The sequence below is a fragment of the Duganella kummerowiae genome, from assembly GCF_053572355.1.
The window spans coordinates 97400-119532 of sequence record NZ_JBKFEH010000015.1; the positions used below are offsets into that span (position 1 = coordinate 97400).

Annotated in this window: 26 protein-coding genes and 1 riboswitch; of the genes, 18 read left to right on the top strand and 8 right to left on the bottom strand. The window is 65.2% G+C overall.

Features of this window, described 5'->3' with window-relative positions:
- Positions 1-24: 24 nt before the first annotated feature.
- The 6 genes from tolB to ACLB1G_RS20090 form a co-directional block, all read right to left on the bottom strand.
- Positions 25-1296: a Tol-Pal system beta propeller repeat protein TolB gene (gene tolB, locus ACLB1G_RS20065; RefSeq protein ID WP_491629007.1), complete on the bottom strand. Its 1272-nt coding sequence runs from the start codon at positions 1294-1296 to the stop codon at positions 25-27.
- On the bottom strand, positions 1296-2258 hold the full coding sequence (tolA, locus tag ACLB1G_RS20070) for a cell envelope integrity protein TolA (protein ID WP_491629008.1): 963 nt from the start codon (positions 2256-2258) through the stop codon (positions 1296-1298). The genes tolB and tolA overlap by 1 nt, the downstream gene beginning before the upstream one ends.
- 15 nt (positions 2259-2273) lie before the next feature.
- Complete coding sequence (locus tag ACLB1G_RS20075) at positions 2274-2711, bottom strand: ExbD/TolR family protein (RefSeq protein ID WP_491629009.1); 438 nt, start codon at positions 2709-2711, stop codon at positions 2274-2276.
- A 15-nt stretch (positions 2712-2726) separates the two neighbouring features.
- A complete protein-coding gene (gene tolQ, locus ACLB1G_RS20080) occupies positions 2727-3419 on the bottom strand; it encodes a protein TolQ (protein ID WP_491629010.1) in 693 nt (230 codons plus the stop codon).
- 13 nt (positions 3420-3432) lie between these two features.
- Positions 3433-3849, bottom strand: coding sequence for a tol-pal system-associated acyl-CoA thioesterase (ybgC, locus tag ACLB1G_RS20085; protein ID WP_491629011.1), 417 nt, complete (start codon positions 3847-3849; stop codon positions 3433-3435).
- 263 nt (positions 3850-4112) lie between these two features.
- Complete coding sequence (locus ACLB1G_RS20090) at positions 4113-4859, bottom strand: SDR family NAD(P)-dependent oxidoreductase (RefSeq protein WP_491629012.1); 747 nt, start codon at positions 4857-4859, stop codon at positions 4113-4115.
- A gap of 127 nt (positions 4860-4986) precedes the next feature.
- Positions 4987-5109, top strand: a riboswitch (ZMP/ZTP riboswitch).
- 96 nt (positions 5110-5205) lie between these two features.
- Between ACLB1G_RS20090 and glyA the strand changes: the two genes are divergently transcribed.
- The 13 genes from glyA (at position 5206) to ACLB1G_RS20155 (ending at position 15449) form a co-directional block, all read left to right on the top strand.
- A complete protein-coding gene (gene glyA / locus ACLB1G_RS20095; protein WP_491629013.1) occupies positions 5206-6453 on the top strand; it encodes a serine hydroxymethyltransferase in 1248 nt (415 codons plus the stop codon).
- A 72-nt stretch (positions 6454-6525) separates the two neighbouring features.
- Positions 6526-6993 (top strand): transcriptional regulator NrdR, encoded by a 468-nt coding sequence (gene nrdR, locus ACLB1G_RS20100; protein WP_491629014.1) that lies wholly within the window; start codon positions 6526-6528, stop codon positions 6991-6993.
- A gap of 199 nt (positions 6994-7192) precedes the next feature.
- Positions 7193-7732, top strand: coding sequence for a type IV pilus modification protein PilV (pilV, locus tag ACLB1G_RS20105; RefSeq protein WP_491629015.1), 540 nt, complete (start codon positions 7193-7195; stop codon positions 7730-7732).
- Positions 7729-8676, top strand: coding sequence for a PilW family protein (locus ACLB1G_RS20110; protein WP_491629016.1), 948 nt, complete (start codon positions 7729-7731; stop codon positions 8674-8676). The genes pilV and ACLB1G_RS20110 overlap by 4 nt, the downstream gene beginning before the upstream one ends.
- Positions 8677-8684: 8 nt before the next feature.
- Positions 8685-9299 (top strand): pilus assembly protein, encoded by a 615-nt coding sequence (locus ACLB1G_RS20115; RefSeq protein ID WP_491629215.1) that lies wholly within the window; start codon positions 8685-8687, stop codon positions 9297-9299.
- 161 nt (positions 9300-9460) lie between these two features.
- Positions 9461-11581: a pilus assembly protein gene (locus ACLB1G_RS20120; protein WP_491629017.1), complete on the top strand. Its 2121-nt coding sequence runs from the start codon at positions 9461-9463 to the stop codon at positions 11579-11581.
- Entirely contained in the window at positions 11578-12027 is a 450-nt protein-coding gene (locus tag ACLB1G_RS20125; protein ID WP_491629018.1) for a type IV pilin protein, read from the top strand. The genes ACLB1G_RS20120 and ACLB1G_RS20125 overlap by 4 nt, the downstream gene beginning before the upstream one ends.
- A 126-nt stretch (positions 12028-12153) precedes the next feature.
- Entirely contained in the window at positions 12154-12705 is a 552-nt protein-coding gene (locus tag ACLB1G_RS20130; RefSeq protein WP_491629019.1) for a GspH/FimT family pseudopilin, read from the top strand.
- Between the two features lie 51 nt (positions 12706-12756).
- On the top strand, positions 12757-13827 hold the full coding sequence (ribD, locus tag ACLB1G_RS20135) for a bifunctional diaminohydroxyphosphoribosylaminopyrimidine deaminase/5-amino-6-(5-phosphoribosylamino)uracil reductase RibD (RefSeq protein ID WP_491629216.1): 1071 nt from the start codon (positions 12757-12759) through the stop codon (positions 13825-13827).
- An 8-nt stretch (positions 13828-13835) separates the two neighbouring features.
- Positions 13836-14471, top strand: a complete 636-nt coding sequence (locus ACLB1G_RS20140; RefSeq protein ID WP_491629020.1) for a riboflavin synthase — start codon at positions 13836-13838, stop codon at positions 14469-14471.
- A gap of 47 nt (positions 14472-14518) precedes the next feature.
- On the top strand, positions 14519-14776 hold the full coding sequence (locus tag ACLB1G_RS20145; protein ID WP_491629021.1) for a hypothetical protein: 258 nt from the start codon (positions 14519-14521) through the stop codon (positions 14774-14776).
- The gene (locus ACLB1G_RS20150) at positions 14773-15156 is read left to right on the top strand and encodes a hypothetical protein (protein WP_491629022.1); all 384 of its coding nucleotides are present in this window, start codon (positions 14773-14775) and stop codon (positions 15154-15156) included. Before ACLB1G_RS20145 ends, ACLB1G_RS20150 begins: the two co-directional genes overlap by 4 nt.
- 44 nt (positions 15157-15200) lie before the next feature.
- Positions 15201-15449: a DUF3297 family protein gene (locus ACLB1G_RS20155; protein ID WP_491629023.1), complete on the top strand. Its 249-nt coding sequence runs from the start codon at positions 15201-15203 to the stop codon at positions 15447-15449.
- Positions 15450-15672: 223 nt separating this feature from the next.
- On the opposite strand, the gene ACLB1G_RS20160 is transcribed toward ACLB1G_RS20155, so the two are convergent.
- Positions 15673-16683, bottom strand: a complete 1011-nt coding sequence (locus ACLB1G_RS20160) for a YeiH family protein (RefSeq protein WP_491629024.1) — start codon at positions 16681-16683, stop codon at positions 15673-15675.
- A gap of 93 nt (positions 16684-16776) precedes the next feature.
- On the opposite strand from ACLB1G_RS20160, the gene ACLB1G_RS20165 reads away from it, so the two are divergent.
- From ACLB1G_RS20165 to ACLB1G_RS20185, 5 genes are all read left to right on the top strand, one after another.
- Positions 16777-17661 (top strand): LysR family transcriptional regulator, encoded by an 885-nt coding sequence (locus ACLB1G_RS20165; protein ID WP_491629025.1) that lies wholly within the window; start codon positions 16777-16779, stop codon positions 17659-17661.
- Between the two features lie 73 nt (positions 17662-17734).
- The gene (ribBA, locus tag ACLB1G_RS20170) at positions 17735-18847 is read left to right on the top strand and encodes a bifunctional 3,4-dihydroxy-2-butanone-4-phosphate synthase/GTP cyclohydrolase II (protein ID WP_491629026.1); all 1113 of its coding nucleotides are present in this window, start codon (positions 17735-17737) and stop codon (positions 18845-18847) included.
- Between the two features lie 29 nt (positions 18848-18876).
- Positions 18877-19365: a 6,7-dimethyl-8-ribityllumazine synthase gene (gene ribH / locus ACLB1G_RS20175; protein ID WP_491629027.1), complete on the top strand. Its 489-nt coding sequence runs from the start codon at positions 18877-18879 to the stop codon at positions 19363-19365.
- Between the two features lie 19 nt (positions 19366-19384).
- Positions 19385-19855, top strand: coding sequence for a transcription antitermination factor NusB (gene nusB / locus ACLB1G_RS20180; protein ID WP_491629028.1), 471 nt, complete (start codon positions 19385-19387; stop codon positions 19853-19855).
- Positions 19856-20043: 188 nt separating this feature from the next.
- Positions 20044-20688, top strand: a complete 645-nt coding sequence (locus ACLB1G_RS20185) for a hypothetical protein (protein WP_491629029.1) — start codon at positions 20044-20046, stop codon at positions 20686-20688.
- Between the two features lie 78 nt (positions 20689-20766).
- Here the strand turns inward: ACLB1G_RS20185 and ACLB1G_RS20190 are convergent, their stop codons facing one another.
- On the bottom strand, positions 20767-21651 hold the full coding sequence (locus ACLB1G_RS20190; protein WP_491629030.1) for a transglycosylase SLT domain-containing protein: 885 nt from the start codon (positions 21649-21651) through the stop codon (positions 20767-20769).
- Between the last annotated feature and the right edge of the window lie 482 nt (positions 21652-22133).

Sequence of the window (22133 nt, forward strand, 5' to 3'; positions counted from 1 at the left end):
TTTCTCCTAGTTTATGTAGCGGATTTACTGCATGAAAGGACCCCAGGCGGGCTCCTTGATGTTACCGGCCTGCATGGACAAGCGTTGCTTGACACGGCCATCGACCGACACCACCACCAGCGACTTGCGGCCGCCGGCCTGGGTCGCATACAGGATGTACTTGCCGTTCGGCGCGAAGCTTGGCGACAAGTCGTCGGTGCTGTCGGACAGGCGCTGCTCCTGGCCAGAGACCAGGTCCAACACGTACAGCTGGTAATTTCCATCGCGCCGCGAGATGTAGGCCAGGTTTTTGCCGTCTGGCGAGATACGCGGGCTGATGTTGTAGCTACCGTTGAAGGTGACGCGCTTGGCTTCGCTGCCGTCCACGTTCATCCGGTAAATCTGGGGCCCGCCGCTGCGGTCGCTCACGAAGTAGATGCTCTGGCCGTCGGCCGAGAATTGCGGTTCGGTGTCCGTGCCGGAGCTGTTGGACACGCGGCGCAGGCCGCTGCCGTCCGGGTTCACGGTGTAGATCTGGGTATGGCCATCCTTGGACAGGGCCACGGCCAGCTTGTTGCCGCCAGGCGCCCAGGCCGGAGCTGAATTGTTGCCCTTTTCGTTGGCGATCACGGCGCGCGCGCGGGTGACCAGGTTCTGCACGTAGACCACCGGCTTCTTCTGCTCGAACGAGACGTAGGCCACCTTGGTGCCGTCCGGCGACCACGAGGGCGAGATGATGGGTTCGTTCGAGCGCAGCGCCATCTGGATGCCGTCGCCATCAGCGTCGGCCACGTCCAGGCGGTAGCTGCGGCCTTCCTGGCTGACATAGGTGATGCGGGTCGAGAAGATGCCGGGGATGCCGGTCAGCTTCTGGTACACGTCGTCGGCGATCTTGTGTGCGGTCAGGCGGGTGCTTTGCGCGGTCGGCTCGAAACCCAGCTTGGACAGTTCGGCGGCCTTGACCGTGTCGAGCAGCTTGTACTGCACCTTGTAGCGGCCGTCGGCCATGGATTGCACGCTGCCGACCACCAGGGCGTCGGCGCCCTTGGCCTTCCAGCTGCCGTAGTCGATATTGTTGAGGTCATTCACCACGCCGGCATCGATGATCTTGAACATGCCGCTGCGTTCCAGGTCGGCGCGGATAACGGACGAAATCTGCTGCTGTGACTGGCCCTCGTCGGCAAAGGCGGCGATGGCGACCGGAATCTGGTTGCTGCCGACGCCGGAAATCTCCACCCGCAGCTGGGCGTAAGCGCTGCCGGCGGTGGCGGCGATGGCCAGGCCGGCGTAGATCAGATAGTGGTTCAGTTTCTTCATCAATGTAAGTCCTTCATATTGAAATCCGCGATAATTTCGCGCTCTACCGTACCATCTTTCTTCTTGGGCAGCGGTGACGATTTGGTAATCGCATTTTCGATCGCGCTGTCATACGCGGCCGACCCGCTGCCTTTTTTCTTGCGGATGCCTATCACTTCGCCGGTGGGCAGCTGGGTGATGATGAAGGTGGCGCTCAGCGTATCGTCGGTGGTGCTGTAGACCAGGTTGCCCTTGATCTTGGCGCGTATCGCCGCTTCATAGCTGGGGTCGCCCTTGGGCCCGGTGGATTTCGCCGCCGTGCCCGTGGTGCCGGCGCCCACCGCGCCGGTGATACGTTTCATTTCCTCGGCGCGCACGGCGTCGAGCTTGGCCTGGGCCGCTTTCTCGGCCTTGGCTTTCTTCTCGGCGGCCAGCTTCTTCTCCTTGTCCGCCTTGTCTTTTTCCGCTTTCTCTTTTTCCTTCTCGGCCAGCTCGCGCGCTTCCTTCTCTTCGCGGGCTTTCTGCTCGGCGGCCTTCTTCTCTGCCGCTTTCTTCGCTTCCAGCTTGGCCTGCTTTTCCTCGGCTTCCTGCTTCAGCTTGGCTTCACGCGCGGCTTCCTGCTTTTCCTTCTCCGCCTTGAGCTTGGCCTTCTGGCGCTCCAGGGCGATGTCCGGCGCCTTGGGTGCTGGAGGCGTTTCCACTGGCGGCGCCACCGGTGGCGGCGGCGCTTTCTGCGCCGGCGCGGGTTCCGGTTCGGGTTCAGGCTCGGGCGCCGGTTCGGGCTTGGGCGCGGGAGCGGCTTGCTGCACCTGCATATCCACGAAGTCGACTTCGACCGCCACCGGCTTACTGTTCTGCCAGCTGATGCCTATCCACAGGAACAGCAGCAGCCCCAGGTGCATGGAACCGGCCAGTGCGAGCGAGCGCCAGCCGTCGTGTTGCCGTGGGACCTTGTACGGGCCGCTGGCGGGAGCGGGATTCATGCTTTGCGCCATGTCTTACTTGGTGGCCAGGCCCACGCGGCTGATGCCCATCTTCTTCGATTCCGAAATCAGCTGGATCACGTCGTCGTACTTGCTTTCCTTGTCGCCGGCGATGATGACAGGATACTCGGGATGGTCATTATGCAGCACACGCAACTTTCTCAGCAGCGCGTCGCGGTTTGGGGCCGTTTCCGGCGCTTCGCGTTCCTTGCCTTGCAGGCCGATCGAGAGCGCGCCGTTGGGCTTGATCACGACCTGGATGTAGTCCTCGGGCGGCTTGGTGGATTTCTCGGCGTTGGGCAGGTTGATCTCGCTCGGATTGTTGGCCGAGGGCATGACCATGAAGATAATCAGCAGCACCAGCATCACGTCGATGTAAGGCACGACGTTGATCTCGGATTTGAGCTTGCGGCCGCGGCCGCCGCGCATGCTGCTGGAGAAAGAGGATGCCATGATCTCGCCGCCTTCTTAGCGCGATTGACGCTGCAGGATGTTGGAGAATTCTTCGACAAAACTCTCGAAGCGGATGGCCAGGCGGTCGATATCGTGCGAGTAGCGGTTGTAGGCGACCACGGCCGGAATGGCCGCGAACAGGCCGATGGCGGTGGCGATCAGGGCCTCGGCAATACCGGGCGCGACGGCGGCCAGGGTGGCTTGCTGCACGTTGGCCAGGCCGCGGAAGGCGTTCATGATGCCCCACACGGTGCCCAGCAGGCCAATGTAGGGCGACACCGAACCGACCGAGGCCAGGTAGGCCAGGTGCGATTCCAGCGCATCCATCTCGCGCTGGTAGGCGGCGCGCATGGCGCGGCGGGCGCCGTCCAGCACCGCGCCCGGGTCGAGCGAGTCGCGGCTGGCGGCCAGCGCCGCCTTGCCCTTGATGAATTCGCCCATGCCGGCCTCGAAGATGCGCGCCAGCGGACCGCTGTTGGCGCGATCCTTGCCGGCGTTCTGGTGCAGGGCGTGCAGGTTGCCGCCGGCCCAGAAGGTTTTTTCAAATTCGATGGTCTGGCGGCGCGCGGCGCGCAGTGCGAACAGCTTGCGGAAAATATAGGTCCAGCTGGTGAGGGAAATCAGGAACAGCATCGCCATGATCAGCTGCACGATCAGGTGGGCGTTCGTGATGAGAGAGATAAAAGAAAGGTCTTGGGTGACGTTCATTGGATTAGCTATCTTATTGTTGGAGCTGGAGGCCGCGCATCTGCGCCGCCACAGTATCCGGAATGGCGCGCGGACGCAGCGCGCCATCGACGCAGCCTACTTTAACCTTGGCGGAATTGAGCAATTGTTCGCCGCACCACGCTTGCTGGACAAACATCACCGATGCGCGGCCCAGTTTCTCGATACCAAGTGTTAATTTTAGTTCATCATCCAGTTTGGCGGGCGCATGATAGTCGGCCTGGACGTTCTTGACCACGAACATGGCGTCGTGTTGCTGCAGCAGGGCGTGCTGGTTCACGCCGATGGCGCGCAGCCATTCGGTGCGGGCGCGCTCAAAGAATTTCAGATAGTTTGCGTAATAGACGATACCGCCGGCGTCGGTGTCCTCGTAGTAGACCCGTACATTCCAGATGAACTCTGCTGCAGACATGATATTATTTTTATGCTACTAATGAGGTTGAGCAACATTTTACGACGTTTTGCCAAACGTTGCGCAAAATTGCTTCGGCAGCAGTAAAGCGGTTTCTGTTTCCTTTGCCAAGGATTGTAACAACCGCTTACGAATTGTTGCTGGCGTGTAAAGGGCGGCGCCACATTGGCGGACCGCCGTGCAGGCGGGACTCCATGCTGGCTTGGTTGGCACGCTCAGCATGGGCTCCCGCTGTCGCGGCGGTCCGCCGATGCGGAGCGACCTTAGGGGTTGCGTTTTATTACTAGCGGACCGTAGCCCTGGCACGTCGGCATCATTTCCAGGCGGTTGATATTGATGTGGGGCGGCAGGGTGGCGATCCACAGGGCGGTGTTGGCGATATCCTCGGCCGTCAGCGGCACGGTGCCCTCGTAGACCTTGGCGGCGGCGTCGTCGTCGCGCAGGCGCACGTTGGAAAATTCGGTGCCGCCGCACAGGCCGGGCGCCAGGTTGGTGGCGCGCACCCCGGTGCCCACCAGGTCCGCGCGCAGGTTGAGCGTGAACTGTTCCACAAAGGCCTTGGTCGCGCCGTACACATTGCCGCCGGGGTAGGGCGTCTCGCCGGCCACCGAGCCCAGGTTGATGATGGTGCCCGTGTTGCGCGCCACCATGCCGGGCAGCACGGCGTGGGTCACGGCCACCAGGCCCGCGCAGTTGGTGGCGATCATGGTATTCCAGTCGGCCAGCGAAGAGGTGTGGGCCGGGGTGACGCCCAGGGCCAGGCCGGCGTTGTTGACCAGCACGTCGATGTCTTGCCATTCGGCCGGCAGGGCGGCCAAGGCGGCGGGAATGCTTTCCTGCTGCGTCACGTCCAGCTCCAGCGGATAGGCGGCCTCGCCCAATTCGGCAGCCAGGGCTTGCAGGCGGTCGAGGCGGCGGGCGCTCAGCAATACCTTGTGGCCGGCCTGGACGAAGGCGCGCGCCATGGCGGCGCCGAAGCCGGCGCTGGCGCCGGTGATGAAGACGATCATGGAATGTCCTGATGTAAGTGGAAAGATGGTGAAAATTGTAGCCGAAATATCGCCATGTCCCAGCTTGCCGGTTTGTCAAGCACTTCCTTGCTCTAATTTGGCACTTAAATTACAATTTGGTTTCCATTACGTCTCACGTAACTGGCGAAAAGCTGGCAAAGCGCCCCAATCTGGTGCGGAGCGGCCGGCGAAAGGTGGGCATCCACCGGGGAACGTGAGATTTCAACAGCCGTTCGCCTGGGCAGCCATCGATGGAATCGTACGAAGAGGCTGCCTTTTTGCGTCCCGGCTTCCCTCATTCGATCCACTGCCAGTAGCAAGTTACTCATTCGATTGGAGTTTTTTCATGTTCGCAAAAGATCACACCCTCGCCAGCGTCGATGCGGAGCTGTTTGCCGCCATCCAGCAGGAAAATACCCGCCAGCACGACCACATCGAGCTGATCGCCTCGGAGAACTACACCTCGCCGGCCGTCATGGAAGCCCAGGGCTCGCAGCTGACCAACAAGTACGCCGAAGGCTATCCGGGCAAGCGCTACTACGGCGGCTGCGAATACGTGGACGTGGTGGAGCAGCTGGCCATCGACCGTGTGAAAAAACTGTTCGGCGCCGAAGCCGCCAACGTGCAGCCCAACTCCGGCTCGCAAGCCAACCAGGGTGTGTTCTTCGCCGTGCTGAAACCGGGCGACACCATCATGGGCATGTCGCTGGCCGAAGGCGGCCACCTGACCCACGGCATGCCGCTGAACATGTCCGGCAAATGGTTCAACGTCGTGTCCTACGGCCTGACCGCCGAGGAAGACATCGACTACGCCGCCATGGAAGCGCTGGCCAAGGAGCACAAGCCCAAGCTGATCATCGCCGGCGCGTCGGCCTTCTCAAAGAAAATCGATTTCGAGCGCTTCGCCGCCGTGGCCAAGGCCGTGGGCGCCTATTTCATGGTCGACATGGCCCACTACGCCGGCCTGATCGCCGCCGGCCTGTACCCGAACCCGGTGCCGCACGCCGACTTCGTCACCTCGACCACCCACAAATCCCTGCGCGGCCCACGCGGCGGCATCATCCTGATGAAGGCCGAGCATGAGAAGGCCATCAACTCGGCCATCTTCCCCGGCATCCAGGGCGGCCCGCTGATGCACGTCATCGCCGGCAAGGCCGTGGCCTTCCAGGAAGCGCTGCAGCCGGCGTTCAAGCAATACCAGCAGCAGGTGGTGAAAAACGCCGACGTGCTGGCCAAGACCCTGATCAAGCGCGGCCTGCGCATCGTGTCGGGCGGCACCGAATCGCACGTGATGCTGGTGGACCTGCGTCCCAAGAACCTGACCGGCAAGGAAGCCGAGGCCATTCTCGGCAGCGCCCACATCACCTGCAACAAGAACGGCATCCCCAACGATCCGCAAAAGCCGTTCGTGACCTCGGGCATCCGCCTGGGTTCGCCGGCCATGACCACCCGCGGCTTCAAGGAAGCGGAAGCCGAGCAAGTGGGCAACCTGATTGCCGACGTGCTGGACAACCCGCATGACGCCGCCACCATCGAGCGCGTGAAAGCCGCTGTGAAGGTGCTGGCTGACACCTTCCCTGTGTACGCCAAGTAATCGTCCTACCTGTTGGGCGCCGGCTGTTCCGGCGCCCATGTTTCACCCTAAGTAGCAAAGGCTGCCGCCGCCATGAAATGTCCGTTTTGCCAGCATGATGACACCCAGGTGCTCGATACGCGCGTATCGGACGAGGGCGCCATACGCCGCCGCCGCCGCTGCGTGCAATGCGATAAACGGTTCACCACCTATGAGCGGGTGGAGCTGGCCATGCCCATCGTGGTCAAGAAGAATGGCAGCCGCACCGAGTATGCGGCGGCCAAGCTGCGCGGCAGCCTGATGCTGGCGCTGCGCAAGCGTCCGGTGGCGGCCGCCTCCATCGACCAGGCCATCCAGAGCATCGAGGAAAAGCTGCTGACCAGCGGCCAGCGGGAAGTCGATTCCGGCTACATCGGCGAACTGGTGATGCAGGAGCTCAAGCGCCTGGACAATATCGCCTACATCCGCTTCGCTTCCGTCTACAAGAACTTCGAGGACCTGGCCGAGTTCCAGGACGCCATCGCCGAAGTGGGCCAGGAGCGCAAGCCGCGCAAGGCTTGATCGCGTCAATACGGCCATGCGCCGTTGCGGCGCCGCGCCCTGCAGACACTGGCATCGCCGCCCCGGCCTTGGCCACCTTCCGTTTGTAACACCTGCGCCCAGATCCCTCTCATACCCCCGCTGCGCTTGAGCCAGGTCATGCCTGGCGCTCGGGCCGCTGCTAAGGTCTGGTACATGACGTCATCCGTGGAGGTGTGCCGTGTATGCAGGCAGGCAAGGCGGTTTCACCATGCTGGAAGTGCTGGTCGCCGTATTCGTGCTGGCGCTGGGCGTCATGGGCGGTGCGGCCATGCAGCTGGCGGCGCAGCGTTCGCGCCACGAGTCCGGCCTGCAATCGCAGGCGGCGTATCTGGCCGGGGCGCTAGCCGAGCGCATGCGCGCCAATCCGGCGGCCTCCTACCTGGGCTTCGATTACGACGCCAGTGCTGAACCCTTTCCCTCTCCTCCTGCACAGCTTTGCCATGGCGGCGCCTGTTCGCCCGATGCGCTGGCTGCGTTCGATTTGTATGAACTGAAACTGCTGGTGCGCGAACGCCTGCCCGGCGGCCGCGCGCTGGTGTGCCGCGACAGCGCCATCATCGGTGGACGGACCTTGACCTGGGCTTGCAGCGGCGGGGCCGGCGCGCCCGCCGTCATCAAGCTGGGCTGGCGTGCCAGGCGGCCCGACGGCGCCGACGATGCCATGGCGGATGGCGGCGCCCGGCCCGCAGTGGCGCTCATGCTGGGGATGTCGTCATGAAGCGCGAGCGCGGCTGGACCATCGCCGAATTCACCATCGCCAGCCTGCTGGGACTGCTGCTGATGCTGCTGGCCAGCGGCTTGCTGCTGGCCGCCAACGGCAACTACCGGCATCACAGCGAGACCGCGCTGCTGGACGATGGCGGCCGCTATGCCATGCAAGCCATCGCGCAGGCGCTGCGGCAGGCGGGCCATGTCAACTGGGACAGCGCCAGCGCGCCGGCGGAGGCCGACCCGGGGGACGAGCCCTACATCATGGGGCTGGATGCGCGCAGCCTCTCCAAGGCCGCCGACGGTATCGACCAACCGTTGCCGGATGTGGCCAACGGCAGCGACGTGCTGGCCGTACGCTATGCCGGTTCCGGCAGCGGCAGCAATGGCGACGGTTCCACACTCGACTGCGCCGGCTTCGGCGTGGCCGCGGCTGCATCGGCCGGGGAGCGCGGCTGGAGCATTTTCTATGTCGCGCTGGACAGCCAGGGCGTGGCCGAACTGCGCTGCAAATACCGGGGCGATACCGGCTGGGGCGCGGACGCCGTCGTGCGCGGCGTGGACAGCTTCCAGGTGCTGTACGGCGTCGATACCGATGCCGTGGCCGATGGCGTGCCGAATGCCTACCTGACTGCCAGCGCGGTGCGGGCGCTGGATGCGGCCATCGCCCCATCCGGCGCCACGGCGGCCGAACAGCAGCGTGACCGCAACCGGCGCAGCTGGTGGCGCCGCGTTGCCAGCGTGCGCGTGGCCCTGCTGCTGCATGGCGACATCGCCAGCCATCCGGACGGCGCGCCCGCCCAATACGACTTGTTCGGCAAGGCCTATTCAGACGCGCACGCAGGCGACGACGAGGGCGTGCGCGTGGCGGATGTGCGCCTGCCGGAAGCGATGCGCCATCGCGCGCGTAAGGTGGTCAGCACCACGGTTGCGCTGCGCAACCGCGGCGGGTGAGGGCGGGCATGCGCGGCCAGCGCGGCGCGACCTTGTTGATGGCCCTGCTCATGCTGGTGGCCGTGATGCTGGTCGGCGCCTCGGCGGCGCTGTTGTCGTTGCAGGGCGAGCAGGCCGCACGCGCAGAGCGTGACCGGCAGGTTGCATTTCAAGCAGCGGAGGATGCCTTGGCGGATGCGGAACATGATATCGCAGGGGATGGGCGGCTGGATGCCCGCGCGGCTGCCTTCAGCGCGGATGCAGCCTTGCCTGCAGCCTGCGGCAAGGATGGCGGTAGCGCGGGTGGCGGCGTAGCGGATGCCGCCAGTCGTGGCGTCCTGGCGCGCGCCGAGAGTGGGGAGCCGCCCCACTGGCAGGCCGTGGACCTGGGCGGCGGCGATGATGGCGGCGCCTGCACCGCCGAACATGGCGCATATACCGGGGCGGCCATGCCGACCGGCCAGGGCGTGTTGCCGTTCAGGCGCCCGCGCTACCTGGTTGAACGCGTGCCTTGCCACCTGCCCGGCGAGGACGCCAGCGCCGTGGCCCAGCCGCGCTACTGCTACCGCGTCTCCGCGATCGGCTTTGGACCGCGCCCGGAGGCGGAAGTGGTGCTGCAATCCGTCTACCGCAAGCCGGAGTAGGAGCCCATGTGCCAGACCAGCCAGCCATCCAGTTTGCAGAAGCGCCGCCCGCAGCCGAGTGTCCGGCGGCCTCCACGCACACGGCGCCGCTTGATGCCGCCGAGCCGCGTTCAGCTGCCTGGTCCCCAGCAGCGCTTGCCGCGAGATTCTTCATGCCGCCCATGACCGCTATCGCATGCCTTTCTGCCGCCGGGGGGCGCTTCAAGGCGATGTTGCTGGCGCGGCCGGCCGCTGCTGCCGGCATCAGGACGGCCTTGTTGGCGCTGGCGGCGTTGCCCTCGTATGCGGCGCCGCCTGTGCTGGCGCTGGCCAGCGAGCCGCTGACGGTGTCGTGCCGCGTGCCGGGATCGGTGGCTGCCGATGTGGTGCGTGGTGCGGCGCTGCTGGTGGCGGGCGAGGTGTTCCAGGCCAGCTATGACATGCGCGACTGGAGCGGCGGGTTCGAGCGCTATGCCTTGTCGGCCAACGGCATCAGCCGCTGGGATGCGGGCGCCATCCTGACTGGCGGGGCAGGGCAAACGCCGCATCCGGCTGCAGCGGCGCGCAATATCCAGAGCGCCATCGTGCAGGCCGACGGCAGCCTGGCGGCGATTCCATTCACCTGGGAGACGCTATCGGCGCAGCAGCAAGCCTTGCTGGACCTCGCGCCATCGGCTGCGCGCGCCAAGCCGGACGGCCTGGGTTCCCGGCGCCTGGCCTGGCTGCGCGGCGAACGTGGCGACGAAGGCACGCTGTTCCGCCGCCGCACCAGCGTGCTGGGCGACGCCGTCAATGGCACGCCGGTGCAGGTGGCAAGTGCCACGGGCGCCGGACGTGGCGCCGATTACGCGGCCTTTCATGCCCGCGCCGCCACGCGCCGTCCCATGCTCTACCTGGGCGCCAACGACGGCATGCTGCACGGCTTCGACACCCGCGACGGCAGCGAAATCTACGCCTACGTCCCCGATGCGCTGATCGCGGCGCTGAACCAGCTCACCGCGCCGGACTATGTGCACCGCGCCTACGTCGACGGCCCGGCCTTTGCCGGCGAGGCATTGGTGGACGGCGGCTGGCGCAGCATGCTGCTGTCGGCCATGGGCGCGGGCGCGCAAGGACTGTTCGCGCTGGACGTCACCGACCCCGAACGGATCGCCCCGCGCTGGGAATTCACCGACCGCGATGATCCCATGATGGGCAACGTCGCCACCACACCGCAAATTGCCAGGGTACGGGTGCGAAGCGGCCAGTACCGCCACTTCGCGGTGGCCGCCAGCGGCTGGAACAACTACGCCGACGATGGGCACCGCAGCGCCGCAGGCAATGGCGCGCTGTTCCTGCTGGCGCTGGACAAGCCGCCGGCCGAGGGCTGGAAACTCAACACCAATTACTACCGTATCGCCACGCCGATTTCGGAACCGGCCCAGGCCAACGGCCTGAGCGCCCCCGCCCTGGTGGCGGATGCCGATGGCGTGCTGCGCTACGCCTACGCGGGTGATTTGCAGGGCAACCTGTGGCGCTTCGATTTCAGCGGCAGCGCGCCCTGGTCCAGGGTGCAGCTGTTCAGCGCGCGCGATGGCGACGGCGCGCGCCAGCCCATCGCCCAGCAGCCGCGCGTGGTCTACGCCAGCGGCGGCGGCTACCTGATTTTGTTTGGCACCGGCAGGGCCATCGAGCAGGCCGACCTGGCCGGCAAGGCGCAGCAATCGTTCTACGCCATCCACGATACGCTGGCCGAGCCGCCCACGACGCTCAGCCGCCAGAAACTGACGGCCCGCCTGCTGCGCGAGACTGCCGATGGCTTGATGGTCAGCGGCCCCGCCATCGAGTACGGCAGCATGGGCTGGTATGTGGACTTCCTGGGCGAGGGGGAGCGCAGCATCGCCAGCGCCACGGTCGCGGACGGGCAGGTGCTGTTCAACACCCTGCTGCCGGGGAAGGACGTGTGCGGGTCCAAATCCAGCCGCAGTTACGCCATGGACGCGCTCACCGGCCTGGCCAGCAGCTACGCCGTTGCCACCGGACTGACTTCGCCCGGTCCCGGCGTCACAGGCTTGCTGCACAAGGACTACGCCGCCGCGCCGCTGCAAGTCGGCGCGCTGCGCAGCGCTGCCCGGCGCGACCCGACTGGCAAGGTGACCCAGCAAAAGATAGTGACGCTGACACAGCCCGGCGTCCGTACGCCGGTAACGGCCGCCGCCAGCGCCGCCATCGAGGTCACCCTGCGCTCCGGCCGCCTGAGCTGGCGCGAAGTCGCCAACTGGCGCGAGCTGCACCGCGCCGCAATCAAAGGAGGACCACCTTGAAAAGAATACGCGCTTACACCCTGGTCGAGCTGCTGGTGGTCCTGGCCGTCATCATCCTGCTGGCGCTGCAGGTCATGCCCTATTTTAAGCAGCAGATGATCAGGACCCGACGCAGCGAAGCCCACGCCGCGCTGCTGCGCCTGATGCAGCAGCAGGAACGCTACCGGACCCGGAGCAATACCTACATCGCCTTTTCCGCCGACGCCACCGATGCCGACGCCAAACTGTTCCCATGGTGGAGCGGCAATACGCCCAAGACCAGCGCCTACGAAATGGAAGGCACGCTGTGCGATGGGGCGCCCATCGCCGACTGCGTACGCATCCTGGCCAAGCCCGGCACCAGCCGCGTGGACGACAGTTTTAGCGACGGCGAGTGCCAGGAGTTGTCGCTGACCAGCAGCGGCGAGCGGCACAGCACGGGACCCGGTCAGCGCTGCTGGCCTTAGAACCCGTTTCAACATGACCATGGCGTCGTTGCGGCTCCTCGCCGTGCTGGCGCACTGCCTTCGTTGCCCCGGCCTTGGCCCGCGCCTCGCGCTGCTCATGTTGAATCAGTCTCATAGGAGCAAACCATGCGCCATCACCGCGGCCTGACCCTGGTCGAACTGCTGTTCGTGCTGTCCCTGTCCGCCATCCTGCTCGGCCTGGGCGCCGCCAGTTTCGATACGCTGATACAGCGCCAGCGCCTGCGCACGGCCGTGGCCGACCTGGTGGCCGCCATCGACCTGACCCGCGCCCAGGCCATGGCGCGCGGCGGCCGCGTGCTGCTGGCGCCGCTGGCCGGGGATGGCGCCTCCTGGCAGCAAGGCTGGGCCATTTTCATCGACGACAATGGCAACCGCCGTCCCGATCCCGGCGAAGTCCTGATACAGCGCCACGGTGCCGTGGCCGAAGGCATCAGCATCGCCTCCGCCTTCACGTCCGGTGCGGCGCCGCACTACCTGGCTTACAATGGCGCAGGCCGCAGCTGCAGCGCAGACAACAGTCTGGCCGCCCACTGGGGCACGCTGTCGGTGCGGCAGGGCGCGCAGGCGCGCCATATCAAGATCAACATGCTGGGCCGGGTGCGCGTGTGCGACCCGGCCACGCAGCCCACCGGCTGCAGCGGCGCGGCGGAAGGCTGAACACGAATGACGACGAGCGACAACCAGATTATCACCAGCGACCTGGATGGCATGCGCCTGGCGCTGCAATGGGCCGAAAAGGGCCTTTACACCACCTCGCCCAATCCGCACATCGGCTGCGTGATCGTGCGCGATGGCCGGGTGATAGGCGCGGGCGTGACCCAGCCGGCCGGCCAGGACCACGCCGAAATCCAGGCCCTCAAGGACGCCGCGGCGCACGGCCACGACGTGCGCGGCGCCACCGCCTACGTCACGCTGGAACCGTGCAACCACCATGGCCGCACGCCGCCCTGCTCGGACGCCCTGGTGCGCGCGGGGCTGGGGCGGGTGGTGGCGTCCATGGTCGATCCCAATCCGCTGGTGGCGGGGCAGGGCATGGCCAAGCTGGCCGCCGCCGGCATCGCCACCGATACCGGCCTGCTGGCCGCTGAAGCTTATGAGTTGAACGTCGGCTTCTTCTCGCGCATGACGCGCGGCCTGCCGTGGGTGCGCATGAAAAGCGCAGCCAGCCTGGATGGCGTGACGGCCCTGAGCAATGGCGTCAGCCAGTGGATCACCGGGCCGGAGGCGCGCGCCGACGGCCACGCCTGGCGCGCCCGCGCCTGCGCCATCCTGACCGGCATCGGCACCGTCAAGAGCGACGACCCGCAGCTCAACGTGCGCGCGGTGGAAACGCCGCGCCAGCCGCGCCGCATCGTGGTGGACAGCCGGCTGGAGATCGGCCTGGCGGCCAGGGTGCTGCAGGGTGGCGGCGCCTGGATCGCGGCCGCCGTGCCCAATCCGGACAAGGAAGCGGCCTTGCGCGACGCGGGCGCGGAGGTCATCATGCTGCCCAACGCCTCCGGCAAGGTCGACCTGCCCGAGCTGATGCGCGAGCTGGGCCGCCGGCAGATCAACGAGCTGCACGTGGAAGCGGGCGGCAAGCTGAATGGTTCGCTGATACGCGAGGGCTGCGTGGACGAACTGCTGGTCTACCTGGCGCCGTCGCTGATCGGGCCGGGGCAGGGCATGTTTGCCTTGCCCGAGCTGTCCGCGCTGGAGGGCAGGCAAAACCTGAAATTTCACGGGGTTCAGCAGATCGGCGCAGATTTGCGTATCCTTGCCAGATTCACTCCTCACTAAAAGCCATTATGTTTACTGGAATTATCGCCGCCATCGGCAAAATCGAAACCGTCACCCCGCTGGAAGGCGGCCACGATGCGGGCGTCCGCCTGGACATCAACGCCGGCGGCCTGCCGCTGGCCGACGTTGCCCTGGGCGACTCCATCGCCATCAACGGCGCCTGCATGACCGTGGTGGAAAAGGACGCCACCAGCTTCCGCGTGGACGTCTCGCGCGAAAGCCTGAACCGCACCGTGGGCCTGGACACCACCACTGAAGTCAACCTGGAAAAGGCCCTGACCCTGTCCGAGCGCCTGGGCGGCCACCTGGTGTCCGGCCACGTGGATGGCCTGGGCGTGGTGCGCAAGTTCGAGCCGGTGGGCGAATCGTGGGAACTGGTGATCGAAGCCTCGCATGACCTGGCCAAATTCCTGGCCTACAAGGGTTCCATCGTCGTCAACGGCGTCTCGCTGACGGTCAACCGCGTGACCGACATCGGCAGCGGCGCCGACCTGGTGTGCCAGTTCTCGATCAACCTGATCCCCCACACCATTGCCATGACCACGCTCAAGCACCTGTCGGCCGGGCAGAAAGTCAACCTGGAAATCGACCTGATCGCCCGCTATGTCGAGCGCATGGTGAGCGTGGGCAGTGCGATAAAATAAGGCGGACGGCCAAGCATCGCGGGCGCTTGCAGTCACAAGGTGCAGGGATGAATGATTCGAAGCCCTGGGCGCAGCCGGGTCCGCTCGATCACGCGACCGCGATTGGCATGTCTCACGCGCTCGAAGCCATGGCAAGCAAGAAGGAGCGTCAACTGCGGGCGGCTGCGCATGCGGCTTCCCGGGCTTTCATGGACGCTGCGCATGCTGCTGGCGGCGTCGGCGTCACGTCGAAGACATACATGGTCAAGGGCGACCCGGAGCGCCGGGTTGATATTGAAGTCCGTGAAGGGATTGCTTTCGTATGAGCGACTTCCTGTACGAGAAATTTCTTGAGGACCGCGACATTTATCGCGCGGCGCGGGCCTTTTGGGCCAGCGAGATCAGTCATCTCGTGCCCGGCCGTGCCTTGCAGCCTTACCTGGCCGACAAGTTCGAAGATGGCGAGCTGTTCTATGATGGCAATCCCATCGCCAATGCGGTCAATCTGAAAACAGGCAAGGCCGCCAGGATAGTCCAGGAGTCGCCGCAGGAGTTTGGCAAGTTTTACAAGAGTTGGAACCAGCCTGCCTCGGTCCGGTTTCCAGGAGGAGAACAGCTGGCTGTCCAGGAAAAAGTTATCGTGCTGACTCTCACTCGCGAGTCGCTGGAGCGCTCCCTGCAGGAGCTGCAGGACTGGCTTGCCTGACAAGCCCGTTGTCGGGCGGGCGCTTCTGGGGGATAATGTCGGCCATGAACGATACCACTACCCGCCCCCCACTGCCCGACCACCTGTCCATCGATCCGAGCAGCAAGTTCCACGTTGCCGCCGTGTTCGAGCATGATGTCGGCATCAAGTTTAACGACAAGGAACGTTTCGACGTCGAGGAATACTGCGTCAGCGAAGGCTGGATCAAGGTCGCCTCCGGCAAGGCGCTGGACCGCAAGGGCCGTCCCATGCTGATCAAGCTCAAAGGCAAGGTCGAAGCCTTCTACCGCTAAAAACCCGTTTCAAAATGACCATGGCGTCGTTACGGCTCCTCGCCGTGCAGGCGCACTGTCTTCGTCGCCGTGCCTAGCCCTGCTCATTTTGAAACGGGTTCTAAGAGGCCGTTTCAAAAAGACCGTGGCGTCGTTGCAGCGCCTCGCCGTGCGTTCGCACTGTCTTCGGCGCTACGCCTCGCCACGCTCATTTTGAAACGCCCTCCAAGAACCCGTCTAAGCATCATCCGGCCGGCGGCAGCAGCCGGATCAGCCCATAGCTGAGCACCGACAAGCCCAGCAGCGACAGCACCACCACGCCGGCCACCTTGCGTCCCGCCGCCACCACGCTGCGGGCGTCCACACCCAATCCCAGGGCAGCCATGGACATCACGGTCAGCACCGATGCTGCGTGGTGCGCCGGCGCCAGCACGGCCTGCGGCACCCAGCCTGCCGAACGCGCGCCCATCAGCAGCAGGAAGCCGACGATAAACCAGGGCAGCATGTGCGCCAGCCCGGGATGCTTGCCGCCCGGCTCGCGCCGCAGCAGCGACATGGTCACCACCACCGGCCCCAGCATCAGCACGCGCACCAGCTTGACCAGGGTGCCGACGTGGACGCTGGCCTGCGACACGGAAGCCGTGGCCGCCAGCACCTGTGGTACGGCATAGACGGTCAGTCCTGCAAACACACCATATTGCGCCGCCGACAATGACAGCAGCGGCATGGCCAGCGGCAGCAGCAGCACCAGCAGCACGCCCAGCACGGCCGTGAAGGCGATGGCCGCCGCCACGTCGCCGCTGTCGGCGTCGATCACGGGCGCGACGGCGGCGATCGCCGAGTTGCCACAGATGGAGTTGCCGCAGGCGATCAGCAGCGCCATCTTCACCGGCAACCCCGCCGCCCGTCCGATGCCGTAGCTGAGCGCAATGGCCAGCGCCACCACGGCGGCAATGCCGACCAGCAGCCGCCAGCCCTCGGCCGCCACGGCGCCCGCACTGACAGACAATCCCAGCAGCAGCACGGCCAGTTCCAGCAGGATCTTGGCGCTGAAGTGCACGCCGGCCTGGTAGCGCTCGGGCAGGCCCAGCGCCGTGCGCAGGACGGCGCCCAGCACGATGGCCAGCACCAGGCTTTCCAGCCAGGCCTTGCCCAGCCATGCCAGTTCCAGTTGTTCCAGCCCGCAGGCCAGCAAGGTGACCAGTCCGCACAGAGCGGTCCCCGGCAGCAGTGTTTTAAAGTTTGGGTAGTTCATTTTTCGAATATCCTTATGCGATAAACGAATTATGAAATCCGGTATTATTTAGGTCCATCTTGAAATTTTTACCAGTTTATTAGATTGGATCGAATGATGCTGACCCTGGACCAGTTGCGCATTTTTGCCGAGGTGGCCGCGCGCCAGCACCTGACGCAGGCGGCCCAGGCGCTGGCACTGACTCCGGCCGCCGTCAGCGCCGCCATCAAGACCCTGGAAGGTCGCTACGGCACGCCGCTGTTCGACCGTGTCGGACGCGGCATCGTGCTCAACGCCTCGGGCAGGAACTTCCTGCCCGAGGCCCGTGCGGCGCTGGCGTCGGCGCGGGCGGCCGAGGCGGCGCTGGCCGGGCTGGGCGGGCTGCAGCGCGGCAGCGTCACCGTGCACGCCAGCCAGACCATCGCCAGCTACTGGCTGCCGGCCCGGCTGGCGGCATTCCGCCAGGCCTATCCCGGCATCGCGCTGGAACTGGTGATCGGCAACACGCAATCGGTGGCGCAGGCGGTGGCCGAGGGCAGGGCGGAGCTGGGACTGGTCGAGGGCGGGCTGGAGGAGGCGGGCCTGGAGCGCCGCGCCATCGGCGGCGACCAGCTGCTGGTGGTCACCGGCCCGGACCATCCCTGGGCGGGCGGCGCCCGGCTGGAGGCGGTGGACTTGATGGCGGACCGCTGGATACTGCGCGAGGCCGGCTCCGGCACCCGCGCCGTGTTCGAGGCCATGCTGTTACGCTCCGGCGCCGATCCGCGCGCGCTGGACGTGGTGCTGGCCCTGCCGTCCAATGAAGCGGTGTGCGCCGCCGTGCTGGCCGGGCCCTATGCGGCCGTGGTGTCGGAACTGGTGGTCGGCGCCCAGCTGCGGGCCGGACAGTTGGCGCGCGCCAACGCCGAGCCGCTGGCGCGCAGCTTCCACCTGCTGCGCCATCCGGAACGGTCGCAGAGCCGGGCGGCAGCGGCATTGGAGCGGTTGCTCGGCGCGTAAATACGGTGGGGCAAGCCGAAATCCTTTAAAATAGCGGGTTAGGAATATCTAGCTCAGCTATCAAGGATTACAAATGTCTATTTCCAGTACCGAAGAAATCGTCGCCGAACTGCGCGCTGGCCGCATGGTCATCCTGGTCGACGAAGAAGATCGGGAAAACGAGGGCGACCTGGTGCTCGCGGCGGACTTCGTCACGCCCGAGGCCATCAACTTCATGATCAAGCATGCGCGCGGACTGGTCTGCCTGACCCTGACCGAGGAGCGCTGCGACCACCTCAACCTGTCGATGATGTCGGCCCGTAACGGCACCCCGTTCGGCACCAATTTCACTGTCTCGATCGAAGCTGCCGAGGGCGTGACCACCGGCATTTCCGCCGCCGACCGCGCACGCACCATCCAGGTTGCCGTGGCCAAGGACACCCAGGCTAGCGACATCGTGCAGCCGGGCCACATCTTCCCGCTGAAAGCCGTCAAGGGCGGCGTGCTGATGCGCGCCGGCCATACGGAAGCGGGCTGCGACCTGACCGCCATGGCCGGCCTGACCCCGGCATCCGTGATCTGCGAGATCATGAAGGACGATGGCACCATGGCGCGCCTGCCGGACCTGCTGGAATTCGGCAAGGAACACAATCTGAAAATCGGCACCATCGCCGACCTGATCCACTACCGCAGCCAGAACGAATGCATGGTGCAGCGCGTGGCCGAGCGCCAGCTGCAGACAGCCTACGGCGCGTTCCGCATGATCGCGTTCCGCGACACGCCCAGCGGCTCGGCCCACCTGGCGCTGGTGCATGGCGAACTGGGCGGCGGCAAGGAAGCCCTGGTGCGGGTGCACCAGCCGGTGTCCATCCTGGACCTGCTGGAAACCGAGGCCACCACGCACTCGTGGAATATCCCGGCCTCCATGGCCGCCATCAAGGCGTCCGAGCGCGGCGTGATCGTGCTGCTCAACTGCGAGGAAACGGCTGACCAGCTGTTCACCCAGTTCGAAGCGCTGGGCCAGCCGGAAAGCAAGCCGAAAGGCCGCGCCGCCAGCATGGACCTGCGCAGCTACGGCATCGGCGCGCAAATCCTGCGCGCCCTGGGCGTGAGCAAGATGCAGCTGCTGGCCAGCCCGCGCAAGATGCCGTCCATGACCGGCTTCGACCTGGAAGTGACCGGCTACCTGGCCAAACCCGCAAAGTAACCATTGAACCCACCTTTAAGAGGCATGATATGACCGTAGGAAGCTACGAAACCAATTTGAATGGCGAAGACCTGCGCATCGGCATCGTACAGGCGCGTTTCAATGAAGACGTGTGCCATGGCCTGCTGTCGGCCTGCCTGGCCGAGCTCAAGCACCTGGGCGTGGCCGACGAGGACGTCCTGCACGTGACCGTGCCGGGCGCGCTGGAAGTGCCGCTGGTGCTGCAGAAAATGGCCGAGTCGCAGCAGTTCGACGCCCTGATCGCGCTGGGCGCCGTGATCCGCGGCGAGACCTACCACTTCGAACTGGTGTCGAATGAATCCGGCGCGGGCATCACCCGCATCGGCCTGGACTTCGGCATCCCCATCGCCAACGCCATCCTGACCACCGAGAACGACGAGCAAGCCGAAGTGCGCATGGCCGTCAAGGGCGCCGACGCGGCCCGCGTGGCGGTCGAGATGGCCAACCTGACCATCGCCCTGGAAGAGCTGAACCAGGACATAGGCGACGACGAATAACACCAACAAGGCAACAACCATGAATGACAAGACTGTGCACGCCAACCCGAGCAAGAACCGCACGCCGCGCCACCGCGCGCGCGAGTTCGCGCTGCAGGGACTGTATCAATGGCTGCTGAACAATGAGGACGCGAAAACCGTCGTCAACAACATCCGCGCCGCACACGGCTTCGAGAAAGCCGACGCCGAGCACTTCACCAACCTGCTGTACGGCGCCATCCAGGATTCCGTGGCCCTGCGCGAGACCTTCGCGCCGCTGGTGGACCGCGGCGTGGCCGAGCTGTCGCCCATCGAGCACGCGGTGCTGCTGATCGGCGCCTACGAGTTCAAGAACAACCTGGACATTCCCTATCGCGTCATCATCAATGAGGCGGTGGAGCTGACCAAGTCGTTTGGCGGCATCGATGGCCACAAGTACGTCAACGGCGTGCTGGACAAGCTGGCCGCCAAGCTGCGCGCCGACGAAGTGGCGGCCGACAAGAAACGCTGATCCCTACCCGGTATCGCGAAAAGCCACCCAAGGTAGCTTGCGGTGGCTTTTTTCATACCCAGCGGTATCGTGATTGACGCTGCGCAAGGGAATGCGCAGAATCGCTAGTCTTACAAGCAAGGGAGAATGCGATTTATCCGCAGATACCGCCATGGCGCCGGCGCGCGCTGCTGGCCGCCCTGGGCGGCGTGCACCTGTTGGCCTTCATGCTGTGGCGTGCGCCGGAGTATCTGCGGCCGGCCCCGGCCCAGCAGCGGCGCATGGAGATCACCTGGGTGCTGCCCCCCAGGCCGGCGCCGCGGCTCGACGCGCGTAACGCGCCACCGTCCGGGCCGCACACTGCGGCGCAGCCGCGTAGCGCACGGGCGCCCGCCGCGCCGCAGCCCATCCATTTGCCACCCGCCGCGCCATCGGCCGTCCCGCCCACCGCGCCATCTGCAGCCGAGGCGCCGCAGCTGGCGCAGCCGCTGCCCATCACGCCGCCGGATCCATTTGCGCTGCCGCTCAAGGACCAGGGGAGAGGCAAGGACAAGGGCGACGTGCTGCAGCAGTCGCTGAAAAGCGCTGGCGCTGTCGACCGCCAGCTGCGCAAGGAATCATGGAACCCGCGCGACAAGCATATCGTGTCGGCGGCGGTGGAGGAGGCGGAGAAGGGCACGCGGGCCGGCGTCAACATCGAGACCTTCGAGCTCCCCGACGGCCGCAAGATGGCCAAGGTGCGCATGCCGAACGGCAGCAGCTATTGCGCGGCCACGCAGTCCAACGCCCTGACCGGCGGCCGCGACCCGTTCCGCGACGGCGTCAAGACCCAGGTCAGCACCTGTCCGCGATAGTTACCCGCTCATGCTGAAGCCGCATTAACGAGGCGAAAAAAAAGCCACCGGGCGGTGGCTTCCTTGCGTGGGGCTGGTTCACAGTCCCGCGATTTGCGTACTGTTCTTTTCCTTCTCGCCCGGCACGGCGTCCTTGGCGGCAAGCATTGGCGCCGCGGGGGTAATGGTCGGCACTTTCTTGCCGGCCGATACCTGCTTGAGGCGCTTGTATTCGGCCAGCACGCGCGAACCGTAGCCGTCGTCGTGCTCGAAGGCGGCGGCGCCCACATAGGTTTTCAGGCCGGCTTCCACGGAGCCGCCACGGGTCACGTAATCCTTCAGGATCAGCGAGCCGACGCGGATGTTGGCGACCGGGTTCAGCGCCGCCTGGACGCCGCCCATGTCCTGGAATTTGTCGTGGTGCACCTTGGACATGACCTGCATCAGGCCCTGCGCGCCCATGGGGCTTTCCGCGAACGGATTCAGGCCAGATTCGATGGCCATCACGGCCAGGATCAGCAGGGGGTCGAGCTTGATTTCACGCGCAGTCAGGTAGGCGGTGGAGACCAGCATGTTGGTGGCGTCATTGGCCACGCGATAACGCTTGGCCAGCCATTCGGTAACCCATTGCTGCTGCTTCTTGTTGCCCAGCAGGGCCTTTTCCTCGGCCGTCAGCGGCGCCGGTTCAGCGGCGGCCTGGGTGGGAGCAGGGGCTTGCATCAGGGCGGTCAGCGGCGGCGCGGCCACGGCAGGCGCTTCTGCGGCCGGTTCGGGATTCAAGGCGAGGCTCAGTTGCTTGGCCAGCTGAGGACGGACGAACAGGACTGCCAGTACTACCAATGCCGAAATACCAAAAATGGTGAGCGTATGTTGTGCGGTGGTCAGCACGCCACGGGCCGAAATGCGCGGCGCGGTCATCCACGCGGCAGGCCGGACAGCCATGGTGCGGGCAATCGAAATTGCACCGGTGAAACGATTAATCATAGAGTTCCCCCTGAATTGTGCGGCGAAGCGCGTCCCTGACGCGCAAGACGCAGCCAAAGGTTAGAGCTAATGCCGTACATCAGAAATATCATCGTTCGCCGCGACGCCGGGAGCGCGCGTGTCGAACGCCATCATTGCTTGCTGGAAGCTGACTTTTCCGCTTCTGGTACTTCGTCAGTTGCAATACAACTTGTCTCGGGGAGGTAAGGCAGACGCCTTTTGAAAACACTCCTTAAAATGTCATTGGAGCCCCGACTCCGTGAATGAATGAGCGACAACTAGTTATGGTCCTGAGACACTGTCCTCTTCAAGTAGGGCAGATTGTAGGGGGCACGATATATCACGTCAATACTATAGAAATCGAAAGCTATAACTTTTAAATCTAGAATTCAGCCTTGCTTTCCCCGGAAAACCAATAGAATCAACCACTTGACCCCGATTTTTAAGCTGCGGCCTCCACAGCGAAAAAAAATTAAAAAACG

Coding starts and splice junctions, on each gene's coding strand:
- ACLB1G_RS20140 (WP_491629020.1), top strand. CDS start 13,836: ATGTTTACTGGAATTATCGCCGCCATCGGCAAAATCGAAACCGTCACC.
- ribD (WP_491629216.1), top strand. CDS start 12,757: ATGCGCCTGGCGCTGCAATGGGCCGAAAAGGGCCTTTACACCACCTCG.
- ACLB1G_RS20150 (WP_491629022.1), top strand. CDS start 14,773: ATGAGCGACTTCCTGTACGAGAAATTTCTTGAGGACCGCGACATTTAT.
- ybgC (WP_491629011.1), bottom strand. CDS start 3,849: ATGTCTGCAGCAGAGTTCATCTGGAATGTACGGGTCTACTACGAGGAC.
- nrdR (WP_491629014.1), top strand. CDS start 6,526: ATGAAATGTCCGTTTTGCCAGCATGATGACACCCAGGTGCTCGATACG.
- ribH (WP_491629027.1), top strand. CDS start 18,877: ATGACCGTAGGAAGCTACGAAACCAATTTGAATGGCGAAGACCTGCGC.
- ACLB1G_RS20075 (WP_491629009.1), bottom strand. CDS start 2,711: ATGGCATCCTCTTTCTCCAGCAGCATGCGCGGCGGCCGCGGCCGCAAG.
- ACLB1G_RS20190 (WP_491629030.1), bottom strand. CDS start 21,651: ATGATTAATCGTTTCACCGGTGCAATTTCGATTGCCCGCACCATGGCT.
- ribBA (WP_491629026.1), top strand. CDS start 17,735: ATGTCTATTTCCAGTACCGAAGAAATCGTCGCCGAACTGCGCGCTGGC.
- glyA (WP_491629013.1), top strand. CDS start 5,206: ATGTTCGCAAAAGATCACACCCTCGCCAGCGTCGATGCGGAGCTGTTT.
- ACLB1G_RS20115 (WP_491629215.1), top strand. CDS start 8,685: ATGCGCGGCCAGCGCGGCGCGACCTTGTTGATGGCCCTGCTCATGCTG.
- nusB (WP_491629028.1), top strand. CDS start 19,385: ATGAATGACAAGACTGTGCACGCCAACCCGAGCAAGAACCGCACGCCG.
- tolB (WP_491629007.1), bottom strand. CDS start 1,296: ATGAAGAAACTGAACCACTATCTGATCTACGCCGGCCTGGCCATCGCC.
- ACLB1G_RS20120 (WP_491629017.1), top strand. CDS start 9,461: ATGACCGCTATCGCATGCCTTTCTGCCGCCGGGGGGCGCTTCAAGGCG.
- ACLB1G_RS20160 (WP_491629024.1), bottom strand. CDS start 16,683: ATGAACTACCCAAACTTTAAAACACTGCTGCCGGGGACCGCTCTGTGC.
- ACLB1G_RS20155 (WP_491629023.1), top strand. CDS start 15,201: ATGAACGATACCACTACCCGCCCCCCACTGCCCGACCACCTGTCCATC.
- tolA (WP_491629008.1), bottom strand. CDS start 2,258: ATGAATCCCGCTCCCGCCAGCGGCCCGTACAAGGTCCCACGGCAACAC.
- ACLB1G_RS20090 (WP_491629012.1), bottom strand. CDS start 4,859: ATGATCGTCTTCATCACCGGCGCCAGCGCCGGCTTCGGCGCCGCCATG.
- ACLB1G_RS20145 (WP_491629021.1), top strand. CDS start 14,519: ATGAATGATTCGAAGCCCTGGGCGCAGCCGGGTCCGCTCGATCACGCG.
- ACLB1G_RS20110 (WP_491629016.1), top strand. CDS start 7,729: ATGAAGCGCGAGCGCGGCTGGACCATCGCCGAATTCACCATCGCCAGC.
- tolQ (WP_491629010.1), bottom strand. CDS start 3,419: ATGAACGTCACCCAAGACCTTTCTTTTATCTCTCTCATCACGAACGCC.
- ACLB1G_RS20165 (WP_491629025.1), top strand. CDS start 16,777: ATGATGCTGACCCTGGACCAGTTGCGCATTTTTGCCGAGGTGGCCGCG.
- ACLB1G_RS20130 (WP_491629019.1), top strand. CDS start 12,154: ATGCGCCATCACCGCGGCCTGACCCTGGTCGAACTGCTGTTCGTGCTG.